Here is a 23,102-nt window from a genome sequence, read left to right as displayed (position 1 = left end):
TTACGGTCGAGAAAGCTGTGGGCGCACACATATGCACCGACAGGCGAGATTACCAGTGATCGGTGTCCGATCTCAAACCGGCGCCGGACGCGCCGACAAATCCTGCGGCTGTGCTGCTGAACGGGTGTACATGTAGCAGCATGTCTGGGATGACGCCCCCAGCATCGAAGTCGTCAACAGTAACGAAATCGTCGGCAACCTCGAAAGCCCCCGTCCGAAAATCGGGGGCAAGCACGCAGGCGGGTGCGAAGGCATCGGGAACGCAGCCGCGGACGCGGGTGACCGCCCGTCCGCGCAAGCCCGCAGAACCCGCCCACGTGTTCGACGGGTACACCGACGTCGGGCGCTACGGGCTGGCGTTCGACGAGATGTTCGACCGCGACGGCACCGTCCGCCCGCCCTACAAGGGCGTCTTCAAGGCACTCGAGCCCGCGGACCGAGCCGACCTCGCCGCCCGATCCGAGGCCCTGGGCAGGGCGTTCATCGACCAGGGCGTGACGTTCTCGCTGTCCGGTCAGGAACGACCCTTCCCACTCGATCTGGTGCCGCGGGTTATCGCCGCTGCCGAGTGGACGCGTCTCGAGAAGGGCATCAAGCAGCGCGTCAAGGCGCTCGAGATGTTCCTCGACGACGTGTACGGGGAACAGCGCATCCTGCGTGACCACGTGCTGCCGAAGAGATTGGTCACCTCGTGCGAGCACTTCCACCGGGAGGCCTCGGGGATCGTCCCGCCGAACGGGGTGCGGATCCACGTAGCCGGAATCGATCTCGTCCGCGACGAGAACGGGGTGTTCCGGGTCCTGGAGGACAACCTGCGTTCGCCGTCGGGAGTGTCGTACGTCATGGAGAACCGCCGCACGATGGCGCGGGTGTTCCCCGACCTGTTCATGTCGCACCGCGTACGGTCCGTCGGTGACTACGCCTCCCACCTCCTGCGGGCGCTGCGCGCTTCCGCCGCCCTCAACGAGGCCGACCCGACCGTCGTGGTGCTGACACCCGGTGTCGCGAACTCCGCGTACTTCGAGCATTCGCTGCTCGCGCGCCAGATGGGTGTCGAACTGGTCGAGGGCCGTGACCTGTTCTGCCGCGACAACATGGTCTACATGCGCACGACCGAGGGCGAACGCCAGGTCGACGTCATCTACCGCCGCATCGACGACGACTACCTCGACCCCATGCACTTCCGGCCGGACTCCGTGCTCGGGGTGGCCGGCGTGCTGAACGCGGCCCGGGCGGGCAATGTCGTCATCTCGAGTGCCGTCGGGAACGGGGTCGGCGACGACAAACTCGTCTACACGTACGTTCCGCAGATCATCGACTACTACCTCGGTGAGAAGCCCTTGCTCGCGAACGTCGACACGTTCCGCTGCTGGCTCGGCGAGGAGTGCGAGCAGGTCCTGGACCGGGTCGACGAACTGGTGATCAAACCGGTGGAGGGTTCCGGCGGCTACGGCATCGTCTTCGGCCCCGACGCGTCACCCAAGGAACTGAACACGATTGCCCGGAAGATCAAGGCGGACCCGCGCGGGTGGATCGCGCAGCCCGTCGTCCAGCTGTCCACGGTGCCCACGAAGGTCGGGGACGAACTGGTGCCCCGGCACGTCGATCTGCGGCCCTTCGCGGTCAACGACGGTGACGACGTGTGGGTGCTGCCGGGCGGCCTCACCCGGGTGGCCCTGCCCGAGGGGTCCCTCGTCGTGAACTCCAGCCAGGGCGGTGGCAGCAAGGACACGTGGGTGCTCGCGAGCAGGAGTTCCGACGAAGAGCGGGAACTCGCAGGTGAGGAGCTCGTGGCTGAGCCGGCGCAGTCCGCCGAGGCCGAGCAGGGACCCGAACTCAGCACGACTCAACTGCAGCAACAACAGCAACAGCAGCAGCAACAGGGCCAGGGAGGTGATCGCTGATGCTGGCGAGGAACGCGGAATCGCTGTACTGGATCGGCCGGTACGTCGAGCGGGCCGACGACATGGCCCGCATTCTCGACGTCGCCGTGCACCAGCTGCTCGACGACGCCTCGGTGGACCCGGACCGCACGTCCCGGTTGCTGCTGCGGGTGCTCGGCATCGAAGCGCCCGACACGCAGCTCGACGTCCGGTCGGTGACGGAACTGGTGGCGTTCAGCCGCAACCAGGTGGGCTCGATCATCGACTCTCTCGCCAGCGCCCGTGAGAACGCGCGGGGCGCCCGGGAGGTCACGTCCAGCGAGATGTGGGAGTGCCTCAACACCACGTACAACGGCCTCGCCGAACGGGAGCGGGCGTCCAAGCGTCTCGGGCCGCACGAGTTCTTCCGATACGTGGAGGAACGCGCGGCGATGTTCGCGGGTCTGGCCGATTCGACGATGAGCCGCGACGACGGATATCGCTTCCTGCTGCTCGGCCGCTCGATCGAACGCGTCGACATGCTCGCGCGGATGCTGTTGTCCCGTGCGGGTGACCGCCCGTCCTCGCCGGCGTGGGTGACGGTGCTGCGCTCCGCGGGAGCCCACGACACCTACCTGCGCACGTACCGCGGCGCGCTGGACGCCAACCGGGTGGTCGAGTTCATCCTGCTGGACCGGCTGTTTCCGCGGTCGGTGTTCCACGCCATCCGGCAGGCGGAGTTGTGCCTCGCCGAGCTCGACCACCAGCCCGACAGCCGCGTCGGACCCAGAGCCGAGGCGCAGCGACTCCTCGGCAGGGCCCGGAGCGAACTCGAGTTCCTGCCGCCCGGCGTGCTCCTCGAGGATCTCCAGGATCGGCTCGCGGGGTTGCAGGAAACCTGCCGCGAGCTCGGAGAAGCCATCGCGCTGCAGTATTTTCACGCCGCGCCGTGGGTGGCGTGGACCGATGCACGGGCCGTCGGCGGCGAAGCCGTCGTGGAGGGAGAGCTGTGAGCTGGCGTATGAGAGTCGTGCACACCACCGGGTATGCCTACGACGCACCGGTCACGTCCTCGTACAACGAGGCGCGACTCACCCCGCGCGGTGACAGCAGGCAGACGGTGATCCTGAACCGCGTGGAGACGACGCCCGCGACGCGGTCGTACCGCTACACCGACTACTGGGGCACCGCCGTCACCGCGTTCGATCTCCACGCACCGCACAAGGAACTCGAGGTCACCGGGCTGTCCGTGGTCGAGACCGAACCGTTCTGGGAGCCGGAGGAGAAGGTGGACTGGGACGAGCTGGCCAGCCCGCCGCTCACCGACCGGTTCAACGAACAGCTGAGCAACACCACGTTCGTGCCGCGCAGCCGCAAGCTCGACACCATCGCCCGGGACCTCCGCAAGGGCCGCACCCCCGACGAAGCCGTTGTCGCGGCGGCGGACTGGGTGCATCGGGAGATGGATTACGTTCCGGGCACGACGGGCGTCCACACGTCCGCGGTCGAGGCCTGGGCCGAGCGGCAGGGCGTGTGCCAGGACTACGCGCACCTGACGCTGGTCCTTCTGCGCAGCATGGGAATTCCGAGTCGCTACGTGTCCGGCTATCTGCATCCGAAACCCGATGCGGCGGTGGACGACACGGTGGCGGGGGAGAGTCACGCCTGGGTGGAGGCGTGGACCGGCGCATGGTGGGGATACGACCCCACCAACGCGGTCGCGGTGAACGAACAGCACGTGTCGGTGGGTATCGGACGGGACTACGCGGACGTTCCGCCGCTCAAGGGCATCTTCTCCGGCGGCCGGGCGACAGATCTCGAAGTCGTCGTGGAGATCACACGGCTGGCGTAAAGTGCCACCCAGATCTATGCGTGGAAAGCAGGACTAACGATCCATTTCGATGAAGGTGGGTTCAATGTCTCCAACCGCACAGGAATACGTAGAAGTCGAACCGATCTCGGACCTCAAGAAGTACGTAGCAGAGGCGATCGGTACGTTCGTACTCGTCTTCTCGGCGGTGGGTACTGCGGTCTTCGCCGGTGCCAAGGTCGGGAACCTCGGTGTGGCACTGGCATTCGGACTGACGCTCCTCTTCCTCGTCTACGCCATCGGACCCATCTCGGGCTGCCACGTCAACCCGGCCGTCACGGTCGGCCACCTCCTGCTCGGCCGATTGTCCGTCGTGAAGGCCGGACTGTACGTCGTCGCCCAGGTCATCGGCGGTCTCGTCGCCGGTGTGGTGGTCTACGCGATCGCGCAGAGCCTGCCCTCGTACAACCGGGCCGACGACGGTCTCGGCGCCAACGGCTGGGGCGCCCACAGCCCGTCCGCCATCAAGGGACCGCTCGGCGGGGTCATCGAGAACGGCTACGGCATCGGCGCGGCGATGATCGTCGAAATCCTCCTCACCGCGCTGCTGGTGTTCGTGGTCCTCGCGTCCACCGACCAGATCTCCGACGTCCCCCTCGCCGGTGTCTCCATCGGATTCACGCTCGCCGTGATCCACCTCGCGTCGATCCCCATCGACAACACGTCCGTCAACCCTGCTCGCAGCCTCGCCGTCGCGCCGTACCAGAACGGCGCACTCGCCCAGGTGTGGTTGTTCATCGTGTTCCCGCTGATCGGTGGCGCCGTGGGCGCGCTGGCCTACCGGTCGCTGTTCGGCCGCTACGACCGCCTGCAGAGCTGAGCGCCGCCCGTCCCGTCCCGGACAGGCGCGGCCTGCGAACCGCAATTCTCACGTGCGTCGTTCTCGCGCTCACCGGGGCGGTCCCCGCGACCGCGTCCGCCGAGGACAGGCCGCTGCCGGGACCGACATATGTGGCCCTCGGCGACTCCCGGGCGGCCGGGCCACTCATCGAGTTCTCCGAGCACCGCGACCTGTGCCTGCGATCACCGGACCTGAACTACCCGGCGAAGCTGGCGCAGCTGATCGGCGCGGCCACCGTCACCGACGTCACCTGCTCCGCGGCCACACCTGCCCATGTGATCAGCACCCCGCAATTCGTGGGGACGCGTTTCGTTCCGCCGCAGATCGACGCGCTCCGCGCGGACACCGACGTCGTGACGCTCAGCATCGGCGGGGGCGGGTCCAATCACCTGCCCGTGTCGGTGCGCTGCGGCGCCCTCGTTCCCGGAGCGGATGCCGGTTGCCGCAACAACCCGCGGGCGGAGCAGCTCACGGTCGAGGGGATCGCGACGATGGCGCCGCAGGTCGACGCCGTGGTGGCCGCGATCGTCGCGAAGGCACCGAACGCCGAGGTCTACCTGATCGGGCACGGCGGTTCCGTCGGACGAAGCGGCTGCTGGCCGAACATGCCCGTGTCCGACGCGGACGCGGTCTGGCTCGAGCGATACTTCGAGCGGTTCAACCAGATCTACGTCGATGCCGCGGCCAGGTACGGCGTGCACTACGTCGACATCGCGAAGGCCGCCGTGGACGGTGGGCACGATGCCTGCGCGCCCGCGGGGCGGCGGTGGTTCGAGGGCATCCTGCCGCAGTCACCCGCGGAACCGGCACATCCCAACGCGCTCGCGATGACCGCGATCGCCGAGATGATCGCCCAAGATCTGGGCCGGTGACGGCGTCACTGCCAGCTGAAGTCCGCTCGCAGACGCCGCGCCACGATCTCGAACTTGTCCTGGGCCATGATGGCGCCCTCGCGGCGGATCCCCGCCTCCGGCACGTCCAGCACCCGGTCCAGGCGGATCCAGCTCGGACGGCCCTCCGCATCCCACGCCCCCGAGCCGACCGCGATCCAGTCCCGGTCGCCCTCGTGCTTGCTCTGCGAGGACAGCATCAACCCGAGCAGGGTGTCGCCGTCGCGTCCGACGACGAGCACCGGGCGGTCCTTGCCCTGGCTCGGATCCTCCTCGTACGCCACCCACGTCCAGACGATTTCGCCGGGATCCGCGCGACCGTCCAGGTCGGGGGAGTACTCCACCTTCCGTGCCCGATGGGCCGTCGGGGCGGAGTTCGCGGTGACCGGACGACCCGGGGCCGGCTTCGGCGCGGCGGCCGTCGACCCGGTCAGGACACCGGCCGCGCGGTCCAGCGCGCCGGACTTCTGCAGCTGCTGGAGAAGCTGCGGGCCCTTGTCCCGTGCAAGTCGGCCCAACGTCTTCCCGATGCTGCTCCACGTGCTCGCCATGGCCGCCGAGCTTAGTGCGTGTATGCCGCGGCAGCCGCAACGCGGTGACTTGGATATCCTGACAGGTGACAGTGGTCCGGAACCGGGCCGGTGCCGGTCCAGGTAAGGGGTCCCCCATCAGCAGCTTCGCCGACAAGACGTTCACGGATCCTGCCCGGATCCGGAATTTCTGCATCATCGCGCACATCGATCACGGCAAGTCGACGCTGGCCGACCGAATGCTGCAGCTCACCGGTGTGGTCGAGGAGCGGCAGATGCGTGCCCAGTACCTCGACCGCATGGACATCGAGCGCGAGCGCGGCATCACGATCAAGGCGCAGAACGTCCGGCTCCCGTGGAAGGTGGGCGACGACGAGTACGTCATCCACCTCATCGACACTCCGGGGCACGTCGACTTCACGTACGAGGTCTCCCGCGCACTCGAGGCGTGCGAGGGTGCGGTCCTGCTGGTAGACGCCGCGCAGGGCATCGAGGCGCAGACTCTCGCCAACCTGTACCTGGCGATGGAGAAGGACCTCACCATCATCCCGGTGCTCAACAAGATCGACCTGCCCGCCGCCGACCCCGACCGGTACGCCGAGGAGATCGCCCACATCACCGGGTGCGAACCGGGCGACGTGCTGCGCGTGTCCGGCAAGACGGGCATGGGGGTCAAGGAACTGCTCGACGAGGTCGTGCGGCAGATCCCCGCCCCGGTCGGCGACCCCGACGGTCCGGCGCGCGCCATGATCTTCGACTCGGTGTACGACGCCTACCGCGGAGTCGTCACCTACGTGCGCGTCGTCGACGGCCGGATCTCGCCGCGCGAGAAGATCACCATGATGTCGACGGGCACCACCCATGAACTGATCGAGGTCGGCATCATCTCGCCCGAACCGAAGGCCAGTATCGGCCTCGGCGTCGGCGAGGTGGGTTACCTCATCACCGGTGTGAAGGACGTCCGGCAGTCGCGAGTCGGCGACACGGTCACCGCTGCGCGCGGCGGTGCGACGGAACCCCTCGTGGGGTACCGCGACCCCAAGCCGATGGTCTACTCCGGCCTCTACCCGCTCGACGGTTCGGACTACCCGGTCCTGCGCGACGCCCTCGACAAGCTGCGTCTCAACGACGCCGCCCTGGCCTACGAGCCGGAGACGTCGGTGGCACTCGGGTTCGGGTTCCGCTGCGGATTCCTCGGACTGCTGCACATGGAGATCACCCGCGACCGCCTCGAGCGCGAATTCGGGCTCGAACTGATCTCGACGTCGCCGAACGTGGTGTACCGGGTGGTGATGGAGGACGGCTCCGAGCACGTCGTCACCAACCCGTCGTACTGGCCGGAAGGCAAGATCCGCGAGGTCTACGAGCCGATGGTGAAGTGCACCGTCATCGCGCCGAGCGAATTCATCGGCGCGATCATGGAGCTCTGCCAGAACCGGCGCGGTGAACTCGGCGGCATGGACTACCTGTCCGAGACCCGTGTCGAGCTTCGCTACGAGATGCCCATGGGCGAAATCATGTTCGACTTCTTCGACGCCCTGAAGTCGCGGACCAAGGGGTACGCCAGCCTCGACTACGAGGAGGCCGGCGAGCAGCAGGCCGACCTGGTGAAGGTGGACATCCTGCTGCAGGGTGAGGCGGTCGACGCGTTCTCGTCGATCGTGCACCGCTCCGCCGCCGGCGCGTACGGCGGACGGATGACATCGAAGCTGCGTGAGCTGATTCCCCGTCAGCAGTTCGAGGTGCCGATCCAGGCGGCGATCGGGTCGAAGATCATCTCCCGTGAGAACATCCGCGCGATCCGCAAGGACGTGCTCGCCAAGTGCTACGGCGGCGACATCAGCCGCAAGCGCAAACTGCTCGAGAAGCAGAAGGAGGGCAAGAAGCGGATGAAGACCATCGGCCGGGTCGAGGTCCCGCAGGAGGCCTTCGTGGCGGCGTTGTCGTCCGAGTCGGTCGGCGACAAGCCGAAGAAGTAGGCGCCCGATCCTGTTGTCCGTCGACGTCTGATCGAAAGTAGGTGCGGCCCGTGGCCCTCGAAACCTGGCTCACCCGAACGCTGGGAATCGAGGTGCCGATCTTCGGTGCCCCGATGGGCGGACGGGCCGGCGGAACCCTCGTCGGCGAGGTGTCGAAGGCGGGTGGGCTCGGCCTGCTCGGCGCCGCGCGCTACGCCACCCCGGAGTGGGTGGCGAAGGAGACGGCGGTCGCGCGGAGCATCGGCGGCGACGCATTCGGCATCGGGTTGATGACCTGGGCGCTCGACGACGACGACGCTCTGCTCGACGCCGCGCTGGCGGAGAACCCGCGGGTCGTGTCGCTGTCGTTCGGTGATCCCGCCCCGTACGTGGAGCGGGTACACGCCACGGGAGCGCTCGTGGTGTCCCAGGTCAACACGATCGACGATCTGCGTGTCGTGGAGGCGGCGGGCGTCGACTTCGTCATCGCCCAGGGCGGCGAGGCGGGTGGCCACACCGGCCGGATCGGGACGTTGCCGCTGCTGCAGGAGATCCTGGACGCCACCGCGCTGCCCGTGCTCGCCGCGGGCGGCATCGCGACCGGCCGCGGTCTCGCCGCCGTCCTCGCCGCCGGCGCGGAGGGCGCGATGATCGGGACCGCGCTGCTGGCCAGCCCCGAGACCATCGGACCGGAGTACGCCCGCGACAAGCTGATCGCGGCGGGTAGCGCCGACACCGTGTACACGTCGGTGTTCGACCAGGCGCGCAGCCAGCCGTGGCCCGCCCGCTGGGGCGGCCGGGCCCTGAGCAACGAGTTCACCTCCCGCTGGCACGGCGCGGACGCCCCCGACACCGAACTCGCCACCGCCTACGACCCGGCGAATCCCGACCTCGGTGTCGTGTACGCCGGGGAGGCCGCGGGTCTCGTCACGTCGGAGCGGCCGGCGGGTGTCGTGGTGCGGCAGATCGCGGCCGACGCGGAGCGGTTGCTACACCGTTTCGCGGAGTAACCCGTAGCGCCGAATCTGGGCCGCCTCACCCTGACCCCGGTGCTGGGTGCAGTACTCGCTCGGCCGGATCACGCCGCAACTGGAGGCGGTCGGCTCCTCATCACACCGTGTAGTGGGCGGGGTGGAAGCCGCCCGCCGCGGCCTCCTCGGCGCGGATGACGTGAACGACCGCGTTGATCAACGCGAGGTGGGTGAACGCCTGCGGGAAGTTTCCCAGGTGCCGCCCCGACTCGGGATCGATCTCCTCCGCGTACAACTCGAGGGGGCTGGCGAACCCGAGGAGCCGCTCGCACAGGCGTTTGGCGCGGTCGAGTTCGCCGATCTCCACGAGCGCCGACACGAGCCAGAACGAACAGATCGTGAACGTGCCCTCCTTGCCTGTCAACCCGTCGTCCGTGGTCTCCACCCGGTAGCGCAGCACCAGCCCGCCCTCGGTCAGTTCGTCCGCAATGGCGAGCACGGTCGCACGGATGCGCGGGTCGTCGGCGGGCAGGAACCGCAGGAGCGGAGCGAGGAGGAGCGAAGCGTCGAGTTCGTCGCTGCCGTAACGCTGGGTGAGGACTCCGCGTGCGTCGACGCCGTGTCCCAGAATGTCGGCCTTGATCTCGTCGGCGAGTTCGGCCCACTGGTCCGCGTAACTCGTCTCGCCCTGCTGCTCGGCGAGTTTCGCGCCCCGGTCGAGCGCCACCCAGCACATGATCTTCGACGACGTGAAGTGCTGCGGCTCGCCGCGCACCTCCCAGATGCCGCGGTCGGGGAGCTGCCAGTGCGCGATCGCCTCCTCGACCTGACGTTTGAGCATCGGCCACAGCGTCTCGGGCACCCGCTCGCGCGATCGCACGTGCAGGTACACGGAATCGAGGATCGTTCCCCAGATGTCGTGCTGGTCCTGGTCGTACGCACCGTTCCCGATCCGGACCGGACGTGCGCCGTCGTGGCCGGACAGGTGCGGCAGCTCCTCCTCGACGAGGGTCCGCTCGCCGCCGACGCCGTACATCACCTGGAGCGGCCGGTACTTGCCGTCGTCGGCGCTGGACACGTCGTAGAGGAACGCGAAGAAGTCGTCGGCCTCCCGGTCGAGCCCGAGGCTGTACAGACCCCACAGGGCGAACGTCGAATCGCGCACCCACGCGTAGCGGTAGTCCCAGTTCCGTTCACCCCCGGGGGTTTCCGGAAGCGACGTGGTCGACGCGGCGAGCAGCGCGCCGGTGGGGGCGTACGTCAACCCCTTCAGGGCCAGGGCGCTGCGCTGCAGGTAGCCACGCCACTTGTGGTCGGGGAAGCGGCCGGTCGTGATCCATTCCCGCCAGAACTTCGCCGTCTGCCACATCTTCTCGGCGGCCTCGTCGTACGTCTGCGGCGCCGGCATGTGCGCCCAGGACAGTGCGACGAACACGTTGTCGTCCTCGACCATCCGGGTCCGGGCGCGGGCCTCGCGCCCTTCCAGCCCGAGCTTCATGTTGCTGGTCAGCCGGAGTGTCGGGTGGTCGCCGGGACCGCTCGACTTGCAGGTGGCGGTGGCTTCCTCGTAGACCTTGCCGGTGTACTCCCACACCGCGTCGCCGCGGTGGTAGTCGAACGCGGGCTCGCAGCTCATCTCCAGTTCCACGGTGCCGTTCACGCACTTGACGGTCCGCAGCAGGACGTGTTCGGCATCCCAGTCCGTGGGGGTGCGGCGGCGGGAACGGGACCGCTGTTCCACGTTGTGCCACGGACCGAGCACGAGTGCGTCGCGGACGATGAGCCACCCGGTCTCGGTCTGCCACGTCGTTTCGACGATCAGTCCCCCCGGCAGGTAGCGGCGGGCGGCGGGCACGTTCTGCCCGTACGGTGCGATCCGGAAGTGGCCCGCGCTGCGGTCGAGGACGGCGCCGAAGACGCTGGGGGAGTCGGGCCGGGGGATGCACATCCACTCGACCGCCCCGTTTCGGGCGATCAGGCACGTGGTCTCGCAGTCCGACAGGAATGCGTAATCGTCGATCGGCGGAAACGCGCGACGGTGGCGATGCGCGGCGGAGCGGGGCTGGTCGTCCGAGTGCGCATCGAGAGACACCATCTGCTCATCATCGGCCGTCGTCGTCACGGCGTCCACCTGTGCGCCGACCAGCTGCCGTCGAACGATAGGGTGGCACGGTGGACCGGATGGCGAGTTGGTGGGACGGCTTCGAGCTGTGGATCGCCGGGCTCCCGTTCGTGCCGCAGGTCGCTCTCGTGCTGCTGGTGATGGTGCCGGTGTGCCGAGGACTGGCGTGGCTGCTCGATCGTGGCCTGGCCGCAGTCTTCGTCCTGCTCAGGCGGGACGTCTCGAAGGTGGAGGAACCCTGATGCCGCGCTCACGCGTCACACTCGCGCTGCTCGCGCTGCTCGTCCTCGTCGTGGTCGCCTGGCTGGTCACCCGGTAAATCCCGTTCGATGTGGGCGGTTGGTTCAGCCTCTGCTACAGTCCACGGCGTGTCTGAAGCCGCTGTACACCAGGTCCGCCATGAATTGGCGTTGATCGCTGTCGGCATGCTCGCAGTCGCCGACATCGACTGTTGTTGATTTCTCCCTCGCACACAGAAATGCGCGCGGGTGACACCGCGCACGCTCGACCGGTCTCGCGCTGCTGATTTCGTTCGCATTCCTGATTCCCGTTCGGGCGATCCCTGCGTTCCTCCTCTTGCACCACCTCCCACGTTTCGCACCACCCCTCTGTGACAGATCCCCAGGAAGGTTTCTCCCATGAAACGCCGTTCTCGTAGTCTCCTCACGGCCCTCGTGACGCTCGGAGCTGTGGCGCTGACCGCGTGCAGCGGCGGCGCCAGCGACACCGCCGGCGGCGACTCGGCCGGTGCCGACGGCAGCGCGGGCACCATCAACCTGTACGCGTACGCCGTGCCGAAGCCGGGCTTCGACAAGCTGATCCCCGCGTTCAACGCCACCGACGAGGGCAAGGGTGTGGCCTTCCAGCCGTCCTACGGTGCCTCCGGTGACCAGTCCCGCAAGGTGAAGGACGGCGCCGAGGCCGACTTCGTCAACTTCTCCGTCGAACCGGACATCACCCGCCTCGTCGACGCCGGCCTGGTGGACAAGAGCTGGAACCAGGACGCCTACAACGGAATTCCGTTCGGTTCGGTGGTCACCATCGTCGTGCGTGAGGGCAACCCGAAGAACATCCACGACTGGGACGACCTGTTGCGTCCCGACGTCGAGGTCGTGACCCCCAACCCGTTCAGCTCCGGATCCGCGAAGTGGAACCTGCTCGCACCGTACGCGGCGAAGAGCAACGGCGGCCAGGACCCGGCCGCCGGTCTCGCCTACATCACCTCGCTGGTGAACGACCACGTGAAGATTCAGCCGAAGTCGGGCCGCGAGGCGTCGGAGGCGTTCCTGCAGGGCACCGGTGACGTGCTGCTCAGCTACGAGAACGAGGCGCTGTTCATCGAGGGCAACGGTGACCCCGTCGAGCACGTGACCCCGCCGACCACGTTCAAGATCGAGAACCCGGTCGCGGTGCTGTCGAACAGCAAGAACCTGGAGAAGGCCAACGCGTTCAAGGACTTCCTCTACACCACCGAGGGCCAGAAGCTGTGGGGCGAGGCCGGATTCCGCCCGGTCGATCCCGCAGTGGCCACGGAGTTTGCCGACAAGTTCCCGGAGCCGGCCAAGCTGTGGACCATCGCCGATCTCGGCGGCTGGTCCAAGGTCGACTCCGAGGTGTTCGCCAAGGACACCGGGTCCATCGCAGTGATCTACGACAACGCAACCAAGTAAGACCGACGTGAGCGACACGACGACGACGGCGACGGGCGGACGCGGCACCACGGTGCCGTCTCCGCCCGTTCCGCCCGCGCGCAAGAAGATCGCCCGGGTCACCGGTGCGGTGGGACCGCTCGGCATCGGCATCGCGACGCTCTGGCTGAGCGTCATCGTGGTCCTGCCACTTGCCGCGCTCACCGTGGCCTCGTTCGGCGACGGGATCGGCGGCTTCGTGGACGCGATCACCGCGCCCGTGGCGGTGGCGTCCCTGCGCGTCACCGTCGTGGTGTCGGTGGTGGTGGCCGTGATCAACGTGATCATGGGCACGCTCATCGCGTGGGTTCTGGTGCGCGACGAATTTCCCGGCAAGCGGGTCGTCAACGCGCTGATCGACCTGCCGTTCGCGTTGCCGACCATCGTGGCCAGCATCGTGCTGCTGTCGCTGTACGGCCCGGAGAGCCCGATCGGCGTCCACCTCAACGCGACGCAACCCGGTCTGATCGTGGCGCTGGCATTCGTGACGCTGCCGTTCGTCGTCCGCTCGGTGCAGCCGGTGCTGATCGAGGTGGACAGGGAAGTCGAAGAGGCCGCGGCCTCGCTCGGCGCGGACAACGTGACGATCTTCCGGCGAGTCGTGCTGCCGACCCTGACCCCGGCCATCATCAGCGGCGCGGGGCTCGCGTTCGCCCGCGCGATCGGCGAGTACGGATCCGTCGTCCTGATCGGCGGAAACATTCCCCGAGAGACCCAGGTCGCTTCCCAGTACATTCAACAGCAGATCGAAATCGATCGGCCGGCCGCCGCGGCGGCCGTGTCGGTGGCTCTCCTGGCCATCGCGTTCGTGACGTTGTTCGCCCTCCGGGTCTTCGCCAGCCGGGGGCAGCGTCGTGAGGAGCAGGCGGAATGAAGCTCTCTGGGTCCACCCGGATCACCCTGCGCGCGGTCGCGCTGCTCTATCTGTTCGGCCTGCTGGTGGTGCCGATCGTCATCATCCTGTTCCGCACGTTCGAGAACGGGATCGGCGCGTTCGTCCAGTCGATCAGCACCCCCGCCGCGATCTCCGCGCTCAATCTGTCCCTGCTGATCGTGGCCATCGTCGTCCCGGTGAACGTGGTGTTCGGGATCGTCACGGCCCTCGCGCTGGTCCGGGGCCGATTCCCCGGGCGCGGCCTGGTGCAGGCGGTGGTCGACCTTCCGTTCGCCGTCTCGCCGATCGTGGTCGGTGTGTCGCTGATCCTGCTGTGGGGCGCCAACGGGTGGTTCGGCGGGCTCGAATCGCTGGGGTTCAAGGTGATTTTCGGGCTTCCCGGCATGGTCATCGCCACCCTCTTCGTGACGTTGCCGTTCGTCGTGCGGGAGGTGGAGCCCGTCCTGCACGAGATCGGCGAGGAGCAGGAACAGGCCGCCGCGACGCTCGGTGCGAGCCGCTGGCAGACGTTCTGGCTGATCACCTTGCCCGCCATCCGCTGGGGCCTCACCTACGGCGTGGTCCTGACCGTCGCCCGCTCGCTGGGCGAGTTCGGTGCGGTGATCATGGTGTCCTCCGGCTTCCCCGGTGTGTCGCAGACCTTGACCCTGCTCGTGCACTCGCGCTACATCGACGACCACAACACGTTCGGTGCGTACTCCGCAGCCACCCTGCTGATGGGCATTGCGCTGATCACCCTGCTTCTGATGACTCTGCTCGACCGCAAGAGGAGCACCACATGATTACCGTGACCGGCGCCCGGAAGAACTACGGGTCCTTTGCTGCTCTCGACGACGTCACCATCGACATCCCCTCGGGTTCGCTGACCGCGCTCCTCGGGCCCAGTGGTTCGGGCAAGTCGACGCTGCTCCGATCCATCGCCGGCCTGGAGTCCCTCGACTCCGGCACCGTCGTGATCGGCGGGAACGACGTCACCGACATCTCCCCGCAGAAGCGGGACATCGGCTTCGTGTTCCAGCACTACGCGGCGTTCAAGCACATGACGGTGCGTGACAACGTCGCGTTCGGTCTGAAGATCCGCAAGCGACCCAAGCCGGAGATCGACAAGAAGGTCAACGAGCTTCTCGAGATCGTCGGCCTCGACGGCTTCCAGCATCGCTATCCGGCGCAACTGTCCGGCGGTCAGCGTCAGCGGATGGCGCTCGCGCGGGCCCTGGCCGTGGACCCGAAGGTGCTTCTCCTCGACGAGCCGTTCGGCGCGCTCGACGCGAAGGTCCGCACTGACCTGCGCACCTGGCTGCGCCGGTTGCACGACGAGGTGCACGTGACCACCGTGCTGGTCACCCACGACCAGGAGGAGGCGCTCGACGTTGCCGACCGGATCGCGGTCCTCAACAAGGGCCGGATCGAGCAGATCGGCGAACCGGCAGACCTCTACGACCGTCCCCACAACGACTTCGTGATGTCGTTCCTCGGGTCGGTGGCCAAGCTCAACGGTCAGCTGGTCCGCCCGCACGACATCCGCCTCGGCCGCGATCCCGACCTGGCCCTCGCCCAGAAGGCCGGCACGGCCGAGTCGCTCGGCGTCACGCGGGCCACCGTCGAGCGAGTGGTGCACCTGGGGTTCGAGGTGCGGGTGGATCTGCGCAACGAGGCGACCGGTGAACCCTTTTCCGCGCAGGTTACTCGCGGCGACAGCGCGGCGCTCGGTCTGCAGGAAGGCGAGACCGTGTACGCGCGGGCGACGCGGGCACCCGAACTCCCGGAGGCCGAAGTTCCGGTCTCCCTGTAACTCCCCGCCGATGTAGGAGGCGACTGTGGCGACCCCGGTGAATCCCGTCCGTGACAACGTTCTGATCGTGCACTGGCACGATCTGGGCCGTCACCTCGGATGTTACGGCGCGTCCGGGGTGCGTAGTCCGAACCTCGACCGGCTCGCCGCGGAGGGTGTGCTGCTGACGGACGTGCATGCGGCGGCGCCGCTGTGCTCGCCGTCCCGTGGCGCTCTGTTCTCGGGCCGGTACCCGCACAGCAACGGGCTGATCGGCCTCGCACACCACGGCTGGCAGTACCACGACGACGTCCGCACGCTGCCGTCCCTGTTGGCGGAGGCGGGCTGGTACACGTCTCTGTTCGGGATGCAGCACGAGACCGCGTATCCCAAGCGCCTCGGCTTCCACGAGTACGACGTGACGAACTCGTACTGCGAATACGTCACCGATCGGGCGTCGCGGTGGCTGGCGCGGTTCCCTCCGCAACCGTTCCTGCTGACCGCAGGATTCTTCGAGACCCACCGCCCGTACCCGGTCGACAGGTATGTACCCGCCGATCCCGAAGGTTTCGACGTTCCGTCGTACCTGCCCGACCGGCCGGAGGTCCGTGAGGATCTGGCCGGATTCCACGGGTCGATCGAGGTGGCCGACGCGGCCGTCGGCAGGTTGCTGCAGACGCTGGACGACGAGGGGCACGACGAGCGCACGTGGGTCGTGTTTCTCACCGACCACGGCGAGGCGTTCCCCGGAGCGAAATCGACACTGTATGCGCCGGGCACGGGAATCGCGACGATCGTCCGCCCACCGCGGAGGCTGCGGGCGGCGCCCCGCGTCTACGACGACCTGTTCAGTGGGGTGGATCTGGTTCCCACCCTTCTCGATCTGCTCGGCGTCCCGATCCCCGCGGCCGTGGAGGGTGTTTCCCACGCCGGGCAGTTGCTGGGGCGGTCGGAGTCGACGGCGCGCGACGTCCTGTTCACGGAGAAGACGTTCCACGACAGCTTCGATCCCATTCGCGCGGTGCGCACCAAGCAGTTCAGCTACATCGAGAACTACGCACCACGGCCCAGGCTCGATCTGCCCCTCGACATCGAGAACAGTCTGTCCGGTGCAGCGCTGGGCACCGAGCATCTCCGGCCGCGTCCGAGCCGGGAACTCTACGACCTGGTCGCCGATCCCGGCGAGCGCGACAACCTGGCCGACACCGAGGACTTCGCCGGGACGCAGGCCGAGTTGGCGCTGGAACTCTCCACGTGGCGGCGGGCGACGGGCGACTCGATCCCGAGCGAGGAGGAGGGAACGGCCTACGCCCGGAAGGCCATGGAGGAATACCTCGCCACTCTCGGCCGGGTGCCGGACGTGCGTTCGGCCTACAGCGCCGAACGCGGAATCCTGGACGAGCCGCGGAGCGGCGTCGCGACGTAGGGGCCGGGTCGGGGGGCGGATGATGCGGTTCCGTCCTCGCGACCTGCACGGCAGTGGTGCACTGGAAGCGTGAGCGTCGACTGCCCGCGGTGCACCCCGCCGAAGCTGCTGCGTGAGATGGTGCGCCGCCTCGGCCGTTCGGCGACACTTTCCGGGTCCGGCGAGGCAGCGGTGACGGGTATCAGCCAGGACTCGCGTCTCGTACAGGCCGGAGACGTGTATGCGGCGCTGCCGGGGCGGCACCGTCACGGGATCGAGTTCGCGGTCGAAGCGGCAGCGCGCGGCGCCGTCGCGATGCTCAGCGACCGCGACTCGGACGTCCTGCCGACGATCGTGGTGGACGATCCGCGTCGTGTTCTCGGTCCGTTGGCATCGTGGGTCTACGGCACTCCGTCCGACGCACTCGACGTCTACGGCGTGACCGGGACGAACGGGAAGACCAGCACCGCGTACCTGCTGGACGCGGGACTGCGTGCGGCAGGTGTCGCCACCGGCATGATGACGGGGATCACCGTCCGGGGACCGAACGGGTCACGCACGGCGACCCGGACCACTCCCGAGGCGTGCGAACTCCAGCAGACCCTCGCCGCGTTCGCGGAGCACCGGATCGGCGCCGTCGCGATGGAGGTGTCGAGCCACGGCCTCGCTCTGCACCGAATCGACGGAACATCCTTCCGGGTGGGGGTGTTCACCAACCTCGCCCGCGACCATCTGGACTTTCACCCCGACATGGACGCGTATTTCGCGGCGAAGGCCAGACTGTTCGAACCGGGGCACTGCGCCGCGGCAGCCATCGGCGTCGACGACGAGTTCGGACGCCGCCTCGCCGCCACCGTCACCGTGCCCCGCATGACGTTCTCGTCGACGACGCCGGCGGCCGACTTCCACGCCTCCGCCGTGCACGCGGACGAGGGCGGCACGTCGTTCACGCTCCACGGCGCCGGGGCGCGGAAACCGGTGCGGCTCCGGCTACTCGGAGTGCATCAGGTGGACAACGCACTCGCGGCGATCGCCGCCCTCGCGGCTCGCGGCGTGGACCTCGACGCGGCGGTCGCCGGGATCGAGAACCTCGACACCGTGCCCGGACGCCTGGAGGCGGTGCACGCGGGCCAGCCGTTCCTCGCTTTCGTCGACTACATGCACAACACGGCCGGACAGCGACGTCTGTTTCCGTACCTCCGCTCGCTGACCGAGGGTCGGGTCATCGCCGTCGTCGGGGCGACCGGTGAGCGCGACCCCGGCAAGCGGGTCCCGCTCGGCGCGACCGCAGCCCGTTTCGCCGACACCGTCATCGTCACCGACGAGAGTCCGTACTCCGACAACGCGCACCGCCTACGCGAGGACGTGGCGCGAGGAGCTCGCAGTGGTGGCGACGCCGAAGTGCTCGTCCTTCCCGACCGCGCCGAGGCGATCGCCGCCGCCGTCACCCTCGCCGCGCCGGGCGACGTCGTGGTGGTCGCAGGCCGTGGGCACGATCGGGTTCAGGCGTACGGACCGCGCCGACGTGTGTTCGACGACCGGATCGCGCTCCACGAGGCACTCCTCCGGCTCGTCGCACGCTGAGCTAGGCCAGTAGCGTCTCGTGCCGGGCGAGTTCGGCGAGAATCCGTGCGACGAGGTCGTCGAGATCGGCGCCGGTGGTGTCGAACGCGAGATCCGGGTTCTCGGGGGCCTCGTACGGTGCATCGATCCCGGTGAGGCCGCGGAGTTCGCCTGCCCGCGCCCGCGCGTAGAGCCCCTTGGGGTCACGCCGTTCGCACTCGTCGACCGGCGTGCTCACGTGTATCTCGAGAAACGGCAGTCCCGCGGCCTCGTTGAGCGCCCGCGCAATCGCGCGGTCCGAGCGCAGCGGTGACACCATCGACGCGATGGCGACCACCCCGGCGTCCGCGAACAACCGGGTGAGGTGACCGACGCGGCGGATGTTCTCGGCCCGGTCGCCGGGGGAGAATCCGAGGTCGTCCGAGATGCCGTGCCGGACGTTGTCGCCGTCGAGCAGGTAGGCGGTCCGTCCGGCGTCGACGAGGGTCCGTTCGAGTGCGACGGCCACCGTCGACTTGCCGGACGCCGGCAGCCCGGTCAACCAGATGGTGGCGCCCCGCTGCCCGGTCGCGGACCAGCGCCGATCCCGTTCCAGCGACGACGGGTGCCACTTGATGTCGTGCCGGGTCTGCTCGCCGGGCACGACTTCCCGGGCTTCGCTGACGGTGCCGGCGCCGACGGTGTCGTTGCTCTGCTCGTCGATGAGGATGAACGCGCCGGCATCGCGATTGGTGGCGTAGGGGTCGGGAAGCACCACCGTGCTCGTCCGGAGCGTGATCCGGCCGATGTCGTTGAGGGCGAGTTCGCTGGGGGAATCGTGTTCTTCGAGCGTTTCCGGGTCGAGCCGGGTGTGCAATTCCTGAACCGTGGCGCGCACGGTGCGGCTGGTGTGCTTGAGCGCCACCCGGTCGCCTGCCCGCAGCGGTGTCTCGCTCAGCCAGCACACGGTCGCGTCGATCTCGCGGGCCGGGGCGGGTGCGGTCGCGTCGGCGGCGGCGCTCACGACGAGGTCGCCGCGGGCGATGTCGAGGTCGTCCGCGAGTTCGAACGACACCGACAGCGGGGCGACCGCGACGGACCGGCTCGGATCGAGGGTGTCGAGGGCGGTGACCGTGCTGCGGGAACCGGCGGGCAGCACCACCACCTCGTCGCCGACGGACAGGGTGCCTGCGGACAGCCGGCCGGTGTAGCGGCGTCGCCGGTCGTCGGTGGGACGCGCCACCCACTGGATCGGCAGTCGCAGTTCGGACGCGACCGCGGACGGCGCGGCGAGTTCCACCTCTTCGAGGTACTCGAGGATCGTGGGCCCGTCGTACCAGGGTGTCGAATCCGACCGTGTCACGACGTTGTCACCGCGGGTGGCGGACACGGGGATCACCGTGAGGTCGCGGCCGCCGAGCCGCTGCGCGAGCAGGCCGAGTTCGGATTCGACTTCCTTGAACCGGGTCTCGTCGAAGTCGACGAGGTCGATCTTGTTGACCACCGCGACGAGGTGCGGCACACCGAGGAGGTCGGCGATCCGGGCGTGGCGGCGGGTCTGCCGGAGCACCCCGGCGCGGGCGTCCACGAGCAGCACGGCCACGTGGGCGTTCGACGCACCGGTGAACATGTTGCGGGTGTACCGTTCGTGCCCCGGCGTGTCCACGAGGACGAAGCTGCGGGTGGGGGTGGAGAAGAACCGGTACGCCACGTCGATGGTGATGCCCTGTTCGCGTTCGGCGCGCAGCCCGTCGGACAGGGCGGCGAGGTCCGCCTCGCCGTCGGCGTTGGTCACCGCCTCGAGGTGGTCGGTGGGCAGGCTCCCGGTGTCGTGGAGGAGCCGCCCGATCAGCGTGCTCTTGCCGTCGTCGACGCTGCCCGCGGTGGCGAGCCGCAGCAATTGGCGGGGCCGGCTGGTGGTGGTCATCAGAAGTACCCCTCGCGTTTGCGGTCTTCCATCGCGGCAACGGAAGTCCTGTCGTCGGCCCGGGTCTCGCCCCGTTCGGAGACCGTGGCCGCGGCTATCTCCTCGATCACGCCGGCGACGTCGCCGGCGTCGGAGCGCACGGCACCGGTGATGGTCAGGTCCCCGACCGTGCGGTACCGCACCCGGAGTCGTTGCACCAGTTCGTCTTCGGTGGGCAGCGTGTACTCGGACAACCCCAGCAGGATGCCGTCGCGTTCGAACACCTGCCGCTCGTGGGCGAAGTAGATCGACGGCAGCGCCAGGTTCTCGAGTTCGATGTAGCGCCAGATGTCGAGTTCGGTCCAATTGCTCAGCGGGAACACGCGGACCTGCTCCCCGCGGCGAATCCGCCCGTTGTACAGCGACCACGGCTCGGGCCGCTGCGAACGCGGATCCCACTGCCCGAACTCGTCGCGGAAGCTGAGGACCCGCTCCTTCGCGCGGGCCCGTTCCTCGTCGCGGCGCGCGCCGCCGAACGCGGCGTCGAAGCGGTGCTCCTCGAGGGCGTCGAGCAGGGTGCGGGTCTGCAGGCGGTTCCGGGACGTGCCCGGGGTGCCCGTTTCGGTGACGCGGCCCCGGTCGATCGACTCCTGCACCGACGCGACGATCAGCCGGTGACCGTCCTCGGCGAGCCGGCGGTCGCGGAACTCGATCACCTCGGGGAAGTTGTGCCCGGTGTCGACGTGCAGGACGGGAAACGGCAACGGGGACGGCCGGAACGCCTTCTCCGCCAGCCGCAGCAACACGATCGAGTCCTTGCCGGCCGAGAACAGCAGAACCGGCCGCTCGAGTTCGGCGACCACCTCGCGGATGATGTGCACGGCCTCCGCCTCCAGCGCGCGGAGTTCGTCCACCCGTGCGGCGGTGTCGGTGGCGGTCACAGCGGAAGTCCGTTCGCGGCGGCGGCGGACCGATACCGCTCCACCCACTCCTTGGAGCGGCCGTCGCTCTGCCGCTTCAGCGGCGGCGGCGGCGCGAGATCGGCGTCGAGGCCGAGTTCGACGAGCACCTTCGCCGCCGTCGCCTGCGGCGCCGCGACGAGATCGTCGAAACCGATGTCGATGTGGTCGAGTCCCTCGGCCTCGAACCAGTTGCGCCACTGCTCATCCTGATCGCGCAGAATGCGGACGAGGTGGGCGATGCCGCCCGCGTGGTACTCGGCGCCGTCGTGCGGGGCGGGTGGGGTGGCGTCGTCGCGCCACACCTGGGTCTGCACCGCCCGCCACATCGACACCGCCTGGGCGACGACGTCACGCCGGTAGACATGGATGAAGGCGAGGTCGCGGCCGAGAATGTCGTCGAGGGCGGACCGCAGGTCGTCGCCGGACCGCTCCGGAAGTCCGGCGGCGCGGTCGACGACGAGCGGCACCTGGTTCCACATCAGCTTTCCGCCCCACACCCCGTTGGGGGTGCGACCGAGGCTGAGCAGTTGATCACGCCACTGCTCCGCCGTGCGGGTGTCGACGGTCCCCGGTTCGAGCGGGGCGAGCAGTGCGAGCACCGCCTCGTCGGTGACGCCTTCGAACCACTGCCGCGGCTGCGGTGATCGACTGGTGGACGGCAGGTATTGGAAGAACTCCTCGGGGTGGCCGGCCACGGTCGTGGCGCGAAGAGATTCGACGAGCAGAGTGCTGCCGCTGCGCTGTGACGCGCAGACGAGATATGAGCGTGGCTCCGACATGCCGGAAACTATAAACGCGAAATTCGGTGCCGAAATCGGGAGGAAATCGAATTAGCGTGATTGAAACACTTGGCATTTTCTGCTGCGTGTGAGTCTCCGATGTCAGCGCTGTGACGCTATGCATTTCGGCAGTTCAGGACAGTGTTCGGGCGTAGGAATTCGGTTCGCGCCTCGTCGGGGGAATGACGCCGCGACGGGTGAATATGAATCAGGCTGATCGAAATAGGTGAAACGGAAGCCGACCGTGTTCAGCCTTTTCGGCAGATGAGCACCGGGCACCGGGCGTGGTGGATGAGGCTCTGGCTCGTCGAGCCCACGATCGACGCGGTGAACGGATTTCGCCCGTGGCTGCCGACGGCGATCAACTGCGCACCGAACGAATACTCGAGGAGCACCTTCATCGGCCCACCACGCTCGAGGCAGCGCGTGACCTCGACATCGGGATACTTCTCGCGCCACCCTGCGAGGCTCTCGGCGAGCCACGCCTCCTCGTGCTGGACCAGATCGGACCAGTCGGTGAAGCGACGTTCCTCCGAGTACCACGCACCGAGGGTGGAGTGCTCGGCCCAGGTGTGCACCGCGACGAGGGGAGCGCCGAAGAACGCCGCGAACTCGAACGCGTGGGCCACCGCCATGTCGCTCAGTTCGCTGCCGTCCACACCCACCACGACGGGACGGGTCTCGCTGACCTCGTGGCCCTGGATGCCGCGCCAGACGACCACCGGACATTCGGCGCGATTCGACACCCGCACGACATCGGAACCGGCAACCACGGATTTCATCTCACTCGTGGCCGCGGGCCCGAGAACCAGCATCCGCGCCGTCTTGGACAGTTCCACCAGCGCGTGGGCGGGCGGACCGGGGTGGGTGCTGCGCTCCACCTCCAGGTCCTGCTGCCCGTCCAGGACGATGCGCTCGGCGGCGTCGAGGAACTCATCGCCTTCGGGGTGACCGTCCGCGGAATTCGGATGCTTGGGTAACACGTGGACGAGGCGCAGCGGCTCCTCGAAGCGCCTCGCGGCGGATGCAGCCCACGCCGCCGCCTCCAGCGCGCCGTCCGATCCGTCGATCCCTGCCACGATGCCGCGTCGAATCCGTGCTGTGCTCATG

General features: G+C 68.4%; 21 protein-coding genes. 15 read left to right on the top strand and 6 right to left on the bottom strand.

Going from position 1 to position 23,102, the window contains the following annotated elements:
- The first annotated feature begins 278 nt into the window (after positions 1 to 278).
- The 5 genes from ACFWAY_RS15605 (at position 279) to ACFWAY_RS15585 (ending at position 5,445) form a co-directional block, all read left to right on the top strand.
- Positions 279 to 1,904: a circularly permuted type 2 ATP-grasp protein gene (locus ACFWAY_RS15605; protein ID WP_378456183.1), complete on the top strand. Its 1,626-nt coding sequence runs from the start codon at positions 279 to 281 to the stop codon at positions 1,902 to 1,904.
- Positions 1,904 to 2,875: an alpha-E domain-containing protein gene (locus ACFWAY_RS15600; protein ID WP_009473987.1), complete on the top strand. Its 972-nt coding sequence runs from the start codon at positions 1,904 to 1,906 to the stop codon at positions 2,873 to 2,875. Before ACFWAY_RS15605 ends, ACFWAY_RS15600 begins: the two co-directional genes overlap by 1 nt.
- An 8-nt stretch (positions 2,876 to 2,883) precedes the next feature.
- Positions 2,884 to 3,714: a transglutaminase domain-containing protein gene (locus tag ACFWAY_RS15595; RefSeq protein WP_378456182.1), complete on the top strand. Its 831-nt coding sequence runs from the start codon at positions 2,884 to 2,886 to the stop codon at positions 3,712 to 3,714.
- Between the two features lie 64 nt (positions 3,715 to 3,778).
- Positions 3,779 to 4,552: an aquaporin gene (locus tag ACFWAY_RS15590; protein ID WP_378511153.1), complete on the top strand. Its 774-nt coding sequence runs from the start codon at positions 3,779 to 3,781 to the stop codon at positions 4,550 to 4,552.
- A gap of 131 nt (positions 4,553 to 4,683) precedes the next feature.
- Positions 4,684 to 5,445, top strand: coding sequence for an SGNH/GDSL hydrolase family protein (locus ACFWAY_RS15585; protein WP_378511152.1), 762 nt, complete (start codon positions 4,684 to 4,686; stop codon positions 5,443 to 5,445).
- 5 nt (positions 5,446 to 5,450) lie between these two features.
- Here ACFWAY_RS15585 and ACFWAY_RS15580 read toward each other — a convergent pair whose 3' ends face one another.
- Positions 5,451 to 6,014: a type II toxin-antitoxin system PemK/MazF family toxin gene (locus ACFWAY_RS15580; RefSeq protein ID WP_378511151.1), complete on the bottom strand. Its 564-nt coding sequence runs from the start codon at positions 6,012 to 6,014 to the stop codon at positions 5,451 to 5,453.
- Between the two features lie 65 nt (positions 6,015 to 6,079).
- On the opposite strand from ACFWAY_RS15580, the gene lepA reads away from it, so the two are divergent.
- Positions 6,080 to 7,972, top strand: coding sequence for a translation elongation factor 4 (gene lepA, locus ACFWAY_RS15575; RefSeq protein WP_378456178.1), 1,893 nt, complete (start codon positions 6,080 to 6,082; stop codon positions 7,970 to 7,972).
- A 50-nt stretch (positions 7,973 to 8,022) separates the two neighbouring features.
- Positions 8,023 to 8,961, top strand: a complete 939-nt coding sequence (locus ACFWAY_RS15570; protein WP_378511150.1) for an NAD(P)H-dependent flavin oxidoreductase — start codon at positions 8,023 to 8,025, stop codon at positions 8,959 to 8,961.
- Positions 8,962 to 9,061: 100 nt separating this feature from the next.
- On the opposite strand, the gene ACFWAY_RS15565 is transcribed toward ACFWAY_RS15570, so the two are convergent.
- On the bottom strand, positions 9,062 to 11,017 hold the full coding sequence (locus ACFWAY_RS15565; RefSeq protein ID WP_378511171.1) for a glycoside hydrolase family 15 protein: 1,956 nt from the start codon (positions 11,015 to 11,017) through the stop codon (positions 9,062 to 9,064).
- Positions 11,018 to 11,103: 86 nt separating this feature from the next.
- Here ACFWAY_RS15565 and ACFWAY_RS15560 point away from each other — a divergent pair, with 86 nt between their 5' ends.
- The 8 genes from ACFWAY_RS15560 to ACFWAY_RS15525 all read left to right on the top strand — a co-directional run bounded on the left by ACFWAY_RS15560 (position 11,104) and on the right by ACFWAY_RS15525 (position 18,387).
- Entirely contained in the window at positions 11,104 to 11,286 is a 183-nt protein-coding gene (locus ACFWAY_RS15560) for a hypothetical protein (RefSeq protein ID WP_005247996.1), read from the top strand.
- Between the two features lie 87 nt (positions 11,287 to 11,373).
- Positions 11,374 to 11,502 (top strand): Ms4533A family Cys-rich leader peptide, encoded by a 129-nt coding sequence (locus ACFWAY_RS15555; RefSeq protein ID WP_368681004.1) that lies wholly within the window; start codon positions 11,374 to 11,376, stop codon positions 11,500 to 11,502.
- Between the two features lie 180 nt (positions 11,503 to 11,682).
- A complete protein-coding gene (locus ACFWAY_RS15550; RefSeq protein WP_378456176.1) occupies positions 11,683 to 12,714 on the top strand; it encodes a sulfate ABC transporter substrate-binding protein in 1,032 nt (343 codons plus the stop codon).
- Positions 12,715 to 12,721: 7 nt separating this feature from the next.
- Positions 12,722 to 13,606, top strand: a complete 885-nt coding sequence (cysT, locus tag ACFWAY_RS15545) for a sulfate ABC transporter permease subunit CysT (protein WP_378456175.1) — start codon at positions 12,722 to 12,724, stop codon at positions 13,604 to 13,606.
- Positions 13,603 to 14,409, top strand: coding sequence for a sulfate ABC transporter permease subunit CysW (gene cysW / locus ACFWAY_RS15540; RefSeq protein ID WP_005261260.1), 807 nt, complete (start codon positions 13,603 to 13,605; stop codon positions 14,407 to 14,409). Before cysT ends, cysW begins: the two co-directional genes overlap by 4 nt.
- Positions 14,406 to 15,419: a sulfate/molybdate ABC transporter ATP-binding protein gene (locus tag ACFWAY_RS15535; protein ID WP_378456174.1), complete on the top strand. Its 1,014-nt coding sequence runs from the start codon at positions 14,406 to 14,408 to the stop codon at positions 15,417 to 15,419. The genes cysW and ACFWAY_RS15535 overlap by 4 nt, the downstream gene beginning before the upstream one ends.
- Before the next feature lie 25 nt (positions 15,420 to 15,444).
- The gene (locus ACFWAY_RS15530; protein ID WP_378511149.1) at positions 15,445 to 16,824 is read left to right on the top strand and encodes a sulfatase; all 1,380 of its coding nucleotides are present in this window, start codon (positions 15,445 to 15,447) and stop codon (positions 16,822 to 16,824) included.
- Between the two features lie 69 nt (positions 16,825 to 16,893).
- Entirely contained in the window at positions 16,894 to 18,387 is a 1,494-nt protein-coding gene (locus ACFWAY_RS15525; protein ID WP_378511148.1) for a UDP-N-acetylmuramoyl-L-alanyl-D-glutamate--2,6-diaminopimelate ligase, read from the top strand.
- 1 nt (position 18,388) lies between these two features.
- Here the strand turns inward: ACFWAY_RS15525 and cysC are convergent, their stop codons facing one another.
- The 4 genes from cysC to ACFWAY_RS15505 all read right to left on the bottom strand — a co-directional run bounded on the left by cysC (position 18,389) and on the right by ACFWAY_RS15505 (position 23,101).
- Positions 18,389 to 20,272 (bottom strand): adenylyl-sulfate kinase, encoded by a 1,884-nt coding sequence (cysC, locus tag ACFWAY_RS15520; RefSeq protein WP_378511147.1) that lies wholly within the window; start codon positions 20,270 to 20,272, stop codon positions 18,389 to 18,391.
- Positions 20,272 to 21,192: a sulfate adenylyltransferase subunit CysD gene (gene cysD / locus ACFWAY_RS15515; protein WP_378511146.1), complete on the bottom strand. Its 921-nt coding sequence runs from the start codon at positions 21,190 to 21,192 to the stop codon at positions 20,272 to 20,274. The genes cysC and cysD overlap by 1 nt, the downstream gene beginning before the upstream one ends.
- Positions 21,189 to 21,992, bottom strand: a complete 804-nt coding sequence (locus ACFWAY_RS15510; RefSeq protein ID WP_378511145.1) for a Stf0 family sulfotransferase — start codon at positions 21,990 to 21,992, stop codon at positions 21,189 to 21,191. The genes cysD and ACFWAY_RS15510 overlap by 4 nt, the downstream gene beginning before the upstream one ends.
- Before the next feature lie 248 nt (positions 21,993 to 22,240).
- Positions 22,241 to 23,101, bottom strand: coding sequence for a universal stress protein (locus tag ACFWAY_RS15505; protein ID WP_280782427.1), 861 nt, complete (start codon positions 23,099 to 23,101; stop codon positions 22,241 to 22,243).
- Position 23,102: the final 1 nt, after the last annotated feature.

The organism is Rhodococcus sp. NPDC059968 (assembly GCF_042738615.1).
Taxonomy (GTDB): Bacteria; Actinomycetota; Actinomycetes; order Mycobacteriales; family Mycobacteriaceae; genus Rhodococcus_F.
This window is presented reverse-complemented; position numbering and strand designations above follow the sequence as displayed.

What these genes read in the sequence shown, in the direction of transcription:
- ACFWAY_RS15600 (WP_009473987.1), top strand. Translation starts at nt 1,904, where the DNA reads ATGCTGGCGAGGAACGCGGAATCGCTGTACTGGATCGGCCGGTACGTC.
- ACFWAY_RS15595 (WP_378456182.1), top strand. Translation starts at nt 2,884, where the DNA reads ATGAGAGTCGTGCACACCACCGGGTATGCCTACGACGCACCGGTCACG.
- ACFWAY_RS15590 (WP_378511153.1), top strand. Translation starts at nt 3,779, where the DNA reads ATGTCTCCAACCGCACAGGAATACGTAGAAGTCGAACCGATCTCGGAC.
- ACFWAY_RS15580 (WP_378511151.1), bottom strand. Translation starts at nt 6,014, where the DNA reads ATGGCGAGCACGTGGAGCAGCATCGGGAAGACGTTGGGCCGACTTGCA.
- ACFWAY_RS15565 (WP_378511171.1), bottom strand. Translation starts at nt 11,017, where the DNA reads ATGGTGTCTCTCGATGCGCACTCGGACGACCAGCCCCGCTCCGCCGCG.
- ACFWAY_RS15560 (WP_005247996.1), top strand. Translation starts at nt 11,104, where the DNA reads ATGGCGAGTTGGTGGGACGGCTTCGAGCTGTGGATCGCCGGGCTCCCG.
- ACFWAY_RS15555 (WP_368681004.1), top strand. Translation starts at nt 11,374, where the DNA reads ATGTGGGCGGTTGGTTCAGCCTCTGCTACAGTCCACGGCGTGTCTGAA.
- ACFWAY_RS15550 (WP_378456176.1), top strand. Translation starts at nt 11,683, where the DNA reads ATGAAACGCCGTTCTCGTAGTCTCCTCACGGCCCTCGTGACGCTCGGA.
- cysW (WP_005261260.1), top strand. Translation starts at nt 13,603, where the DNA reads ATGAAGCTCTCTGGGTCCACCCGGATCACCCTGCGCGCGGTCGCGCTG.
- ACFWAY_RS15535 (WP_378456174.1), top strand. Translation starts at nt 14,406, where the DNA reads ATGATTACCGTGACCGGCGCCCGGAAGAACTACGGGTCCTTTGCTGCT.
- cysC (WP_378511147.1), bottom strand. Translation starts at nt 20,272, where the DNA reads ATGACCACCACCAGCCGGCCCCGCCAATTGCTGCGGCTCGCCACCGCG.
- ACFWAY_RS15510 (WP_378511145.1), bottom strand. Translation starts at nt 21,992, where the DNA reads ATGTCGGAGCCACGCTCATATCTCGTCTGCGCGTCACAGCGCAGCGGC.
- ACFWAY_RS15505 (WP_280782427.1), bottom strand. Translation starts at nt 23,101, where the DNA reads ATGAGCACAGCACGGATTCGACGCGGCATCGTGGCAGGGATCGACGGA.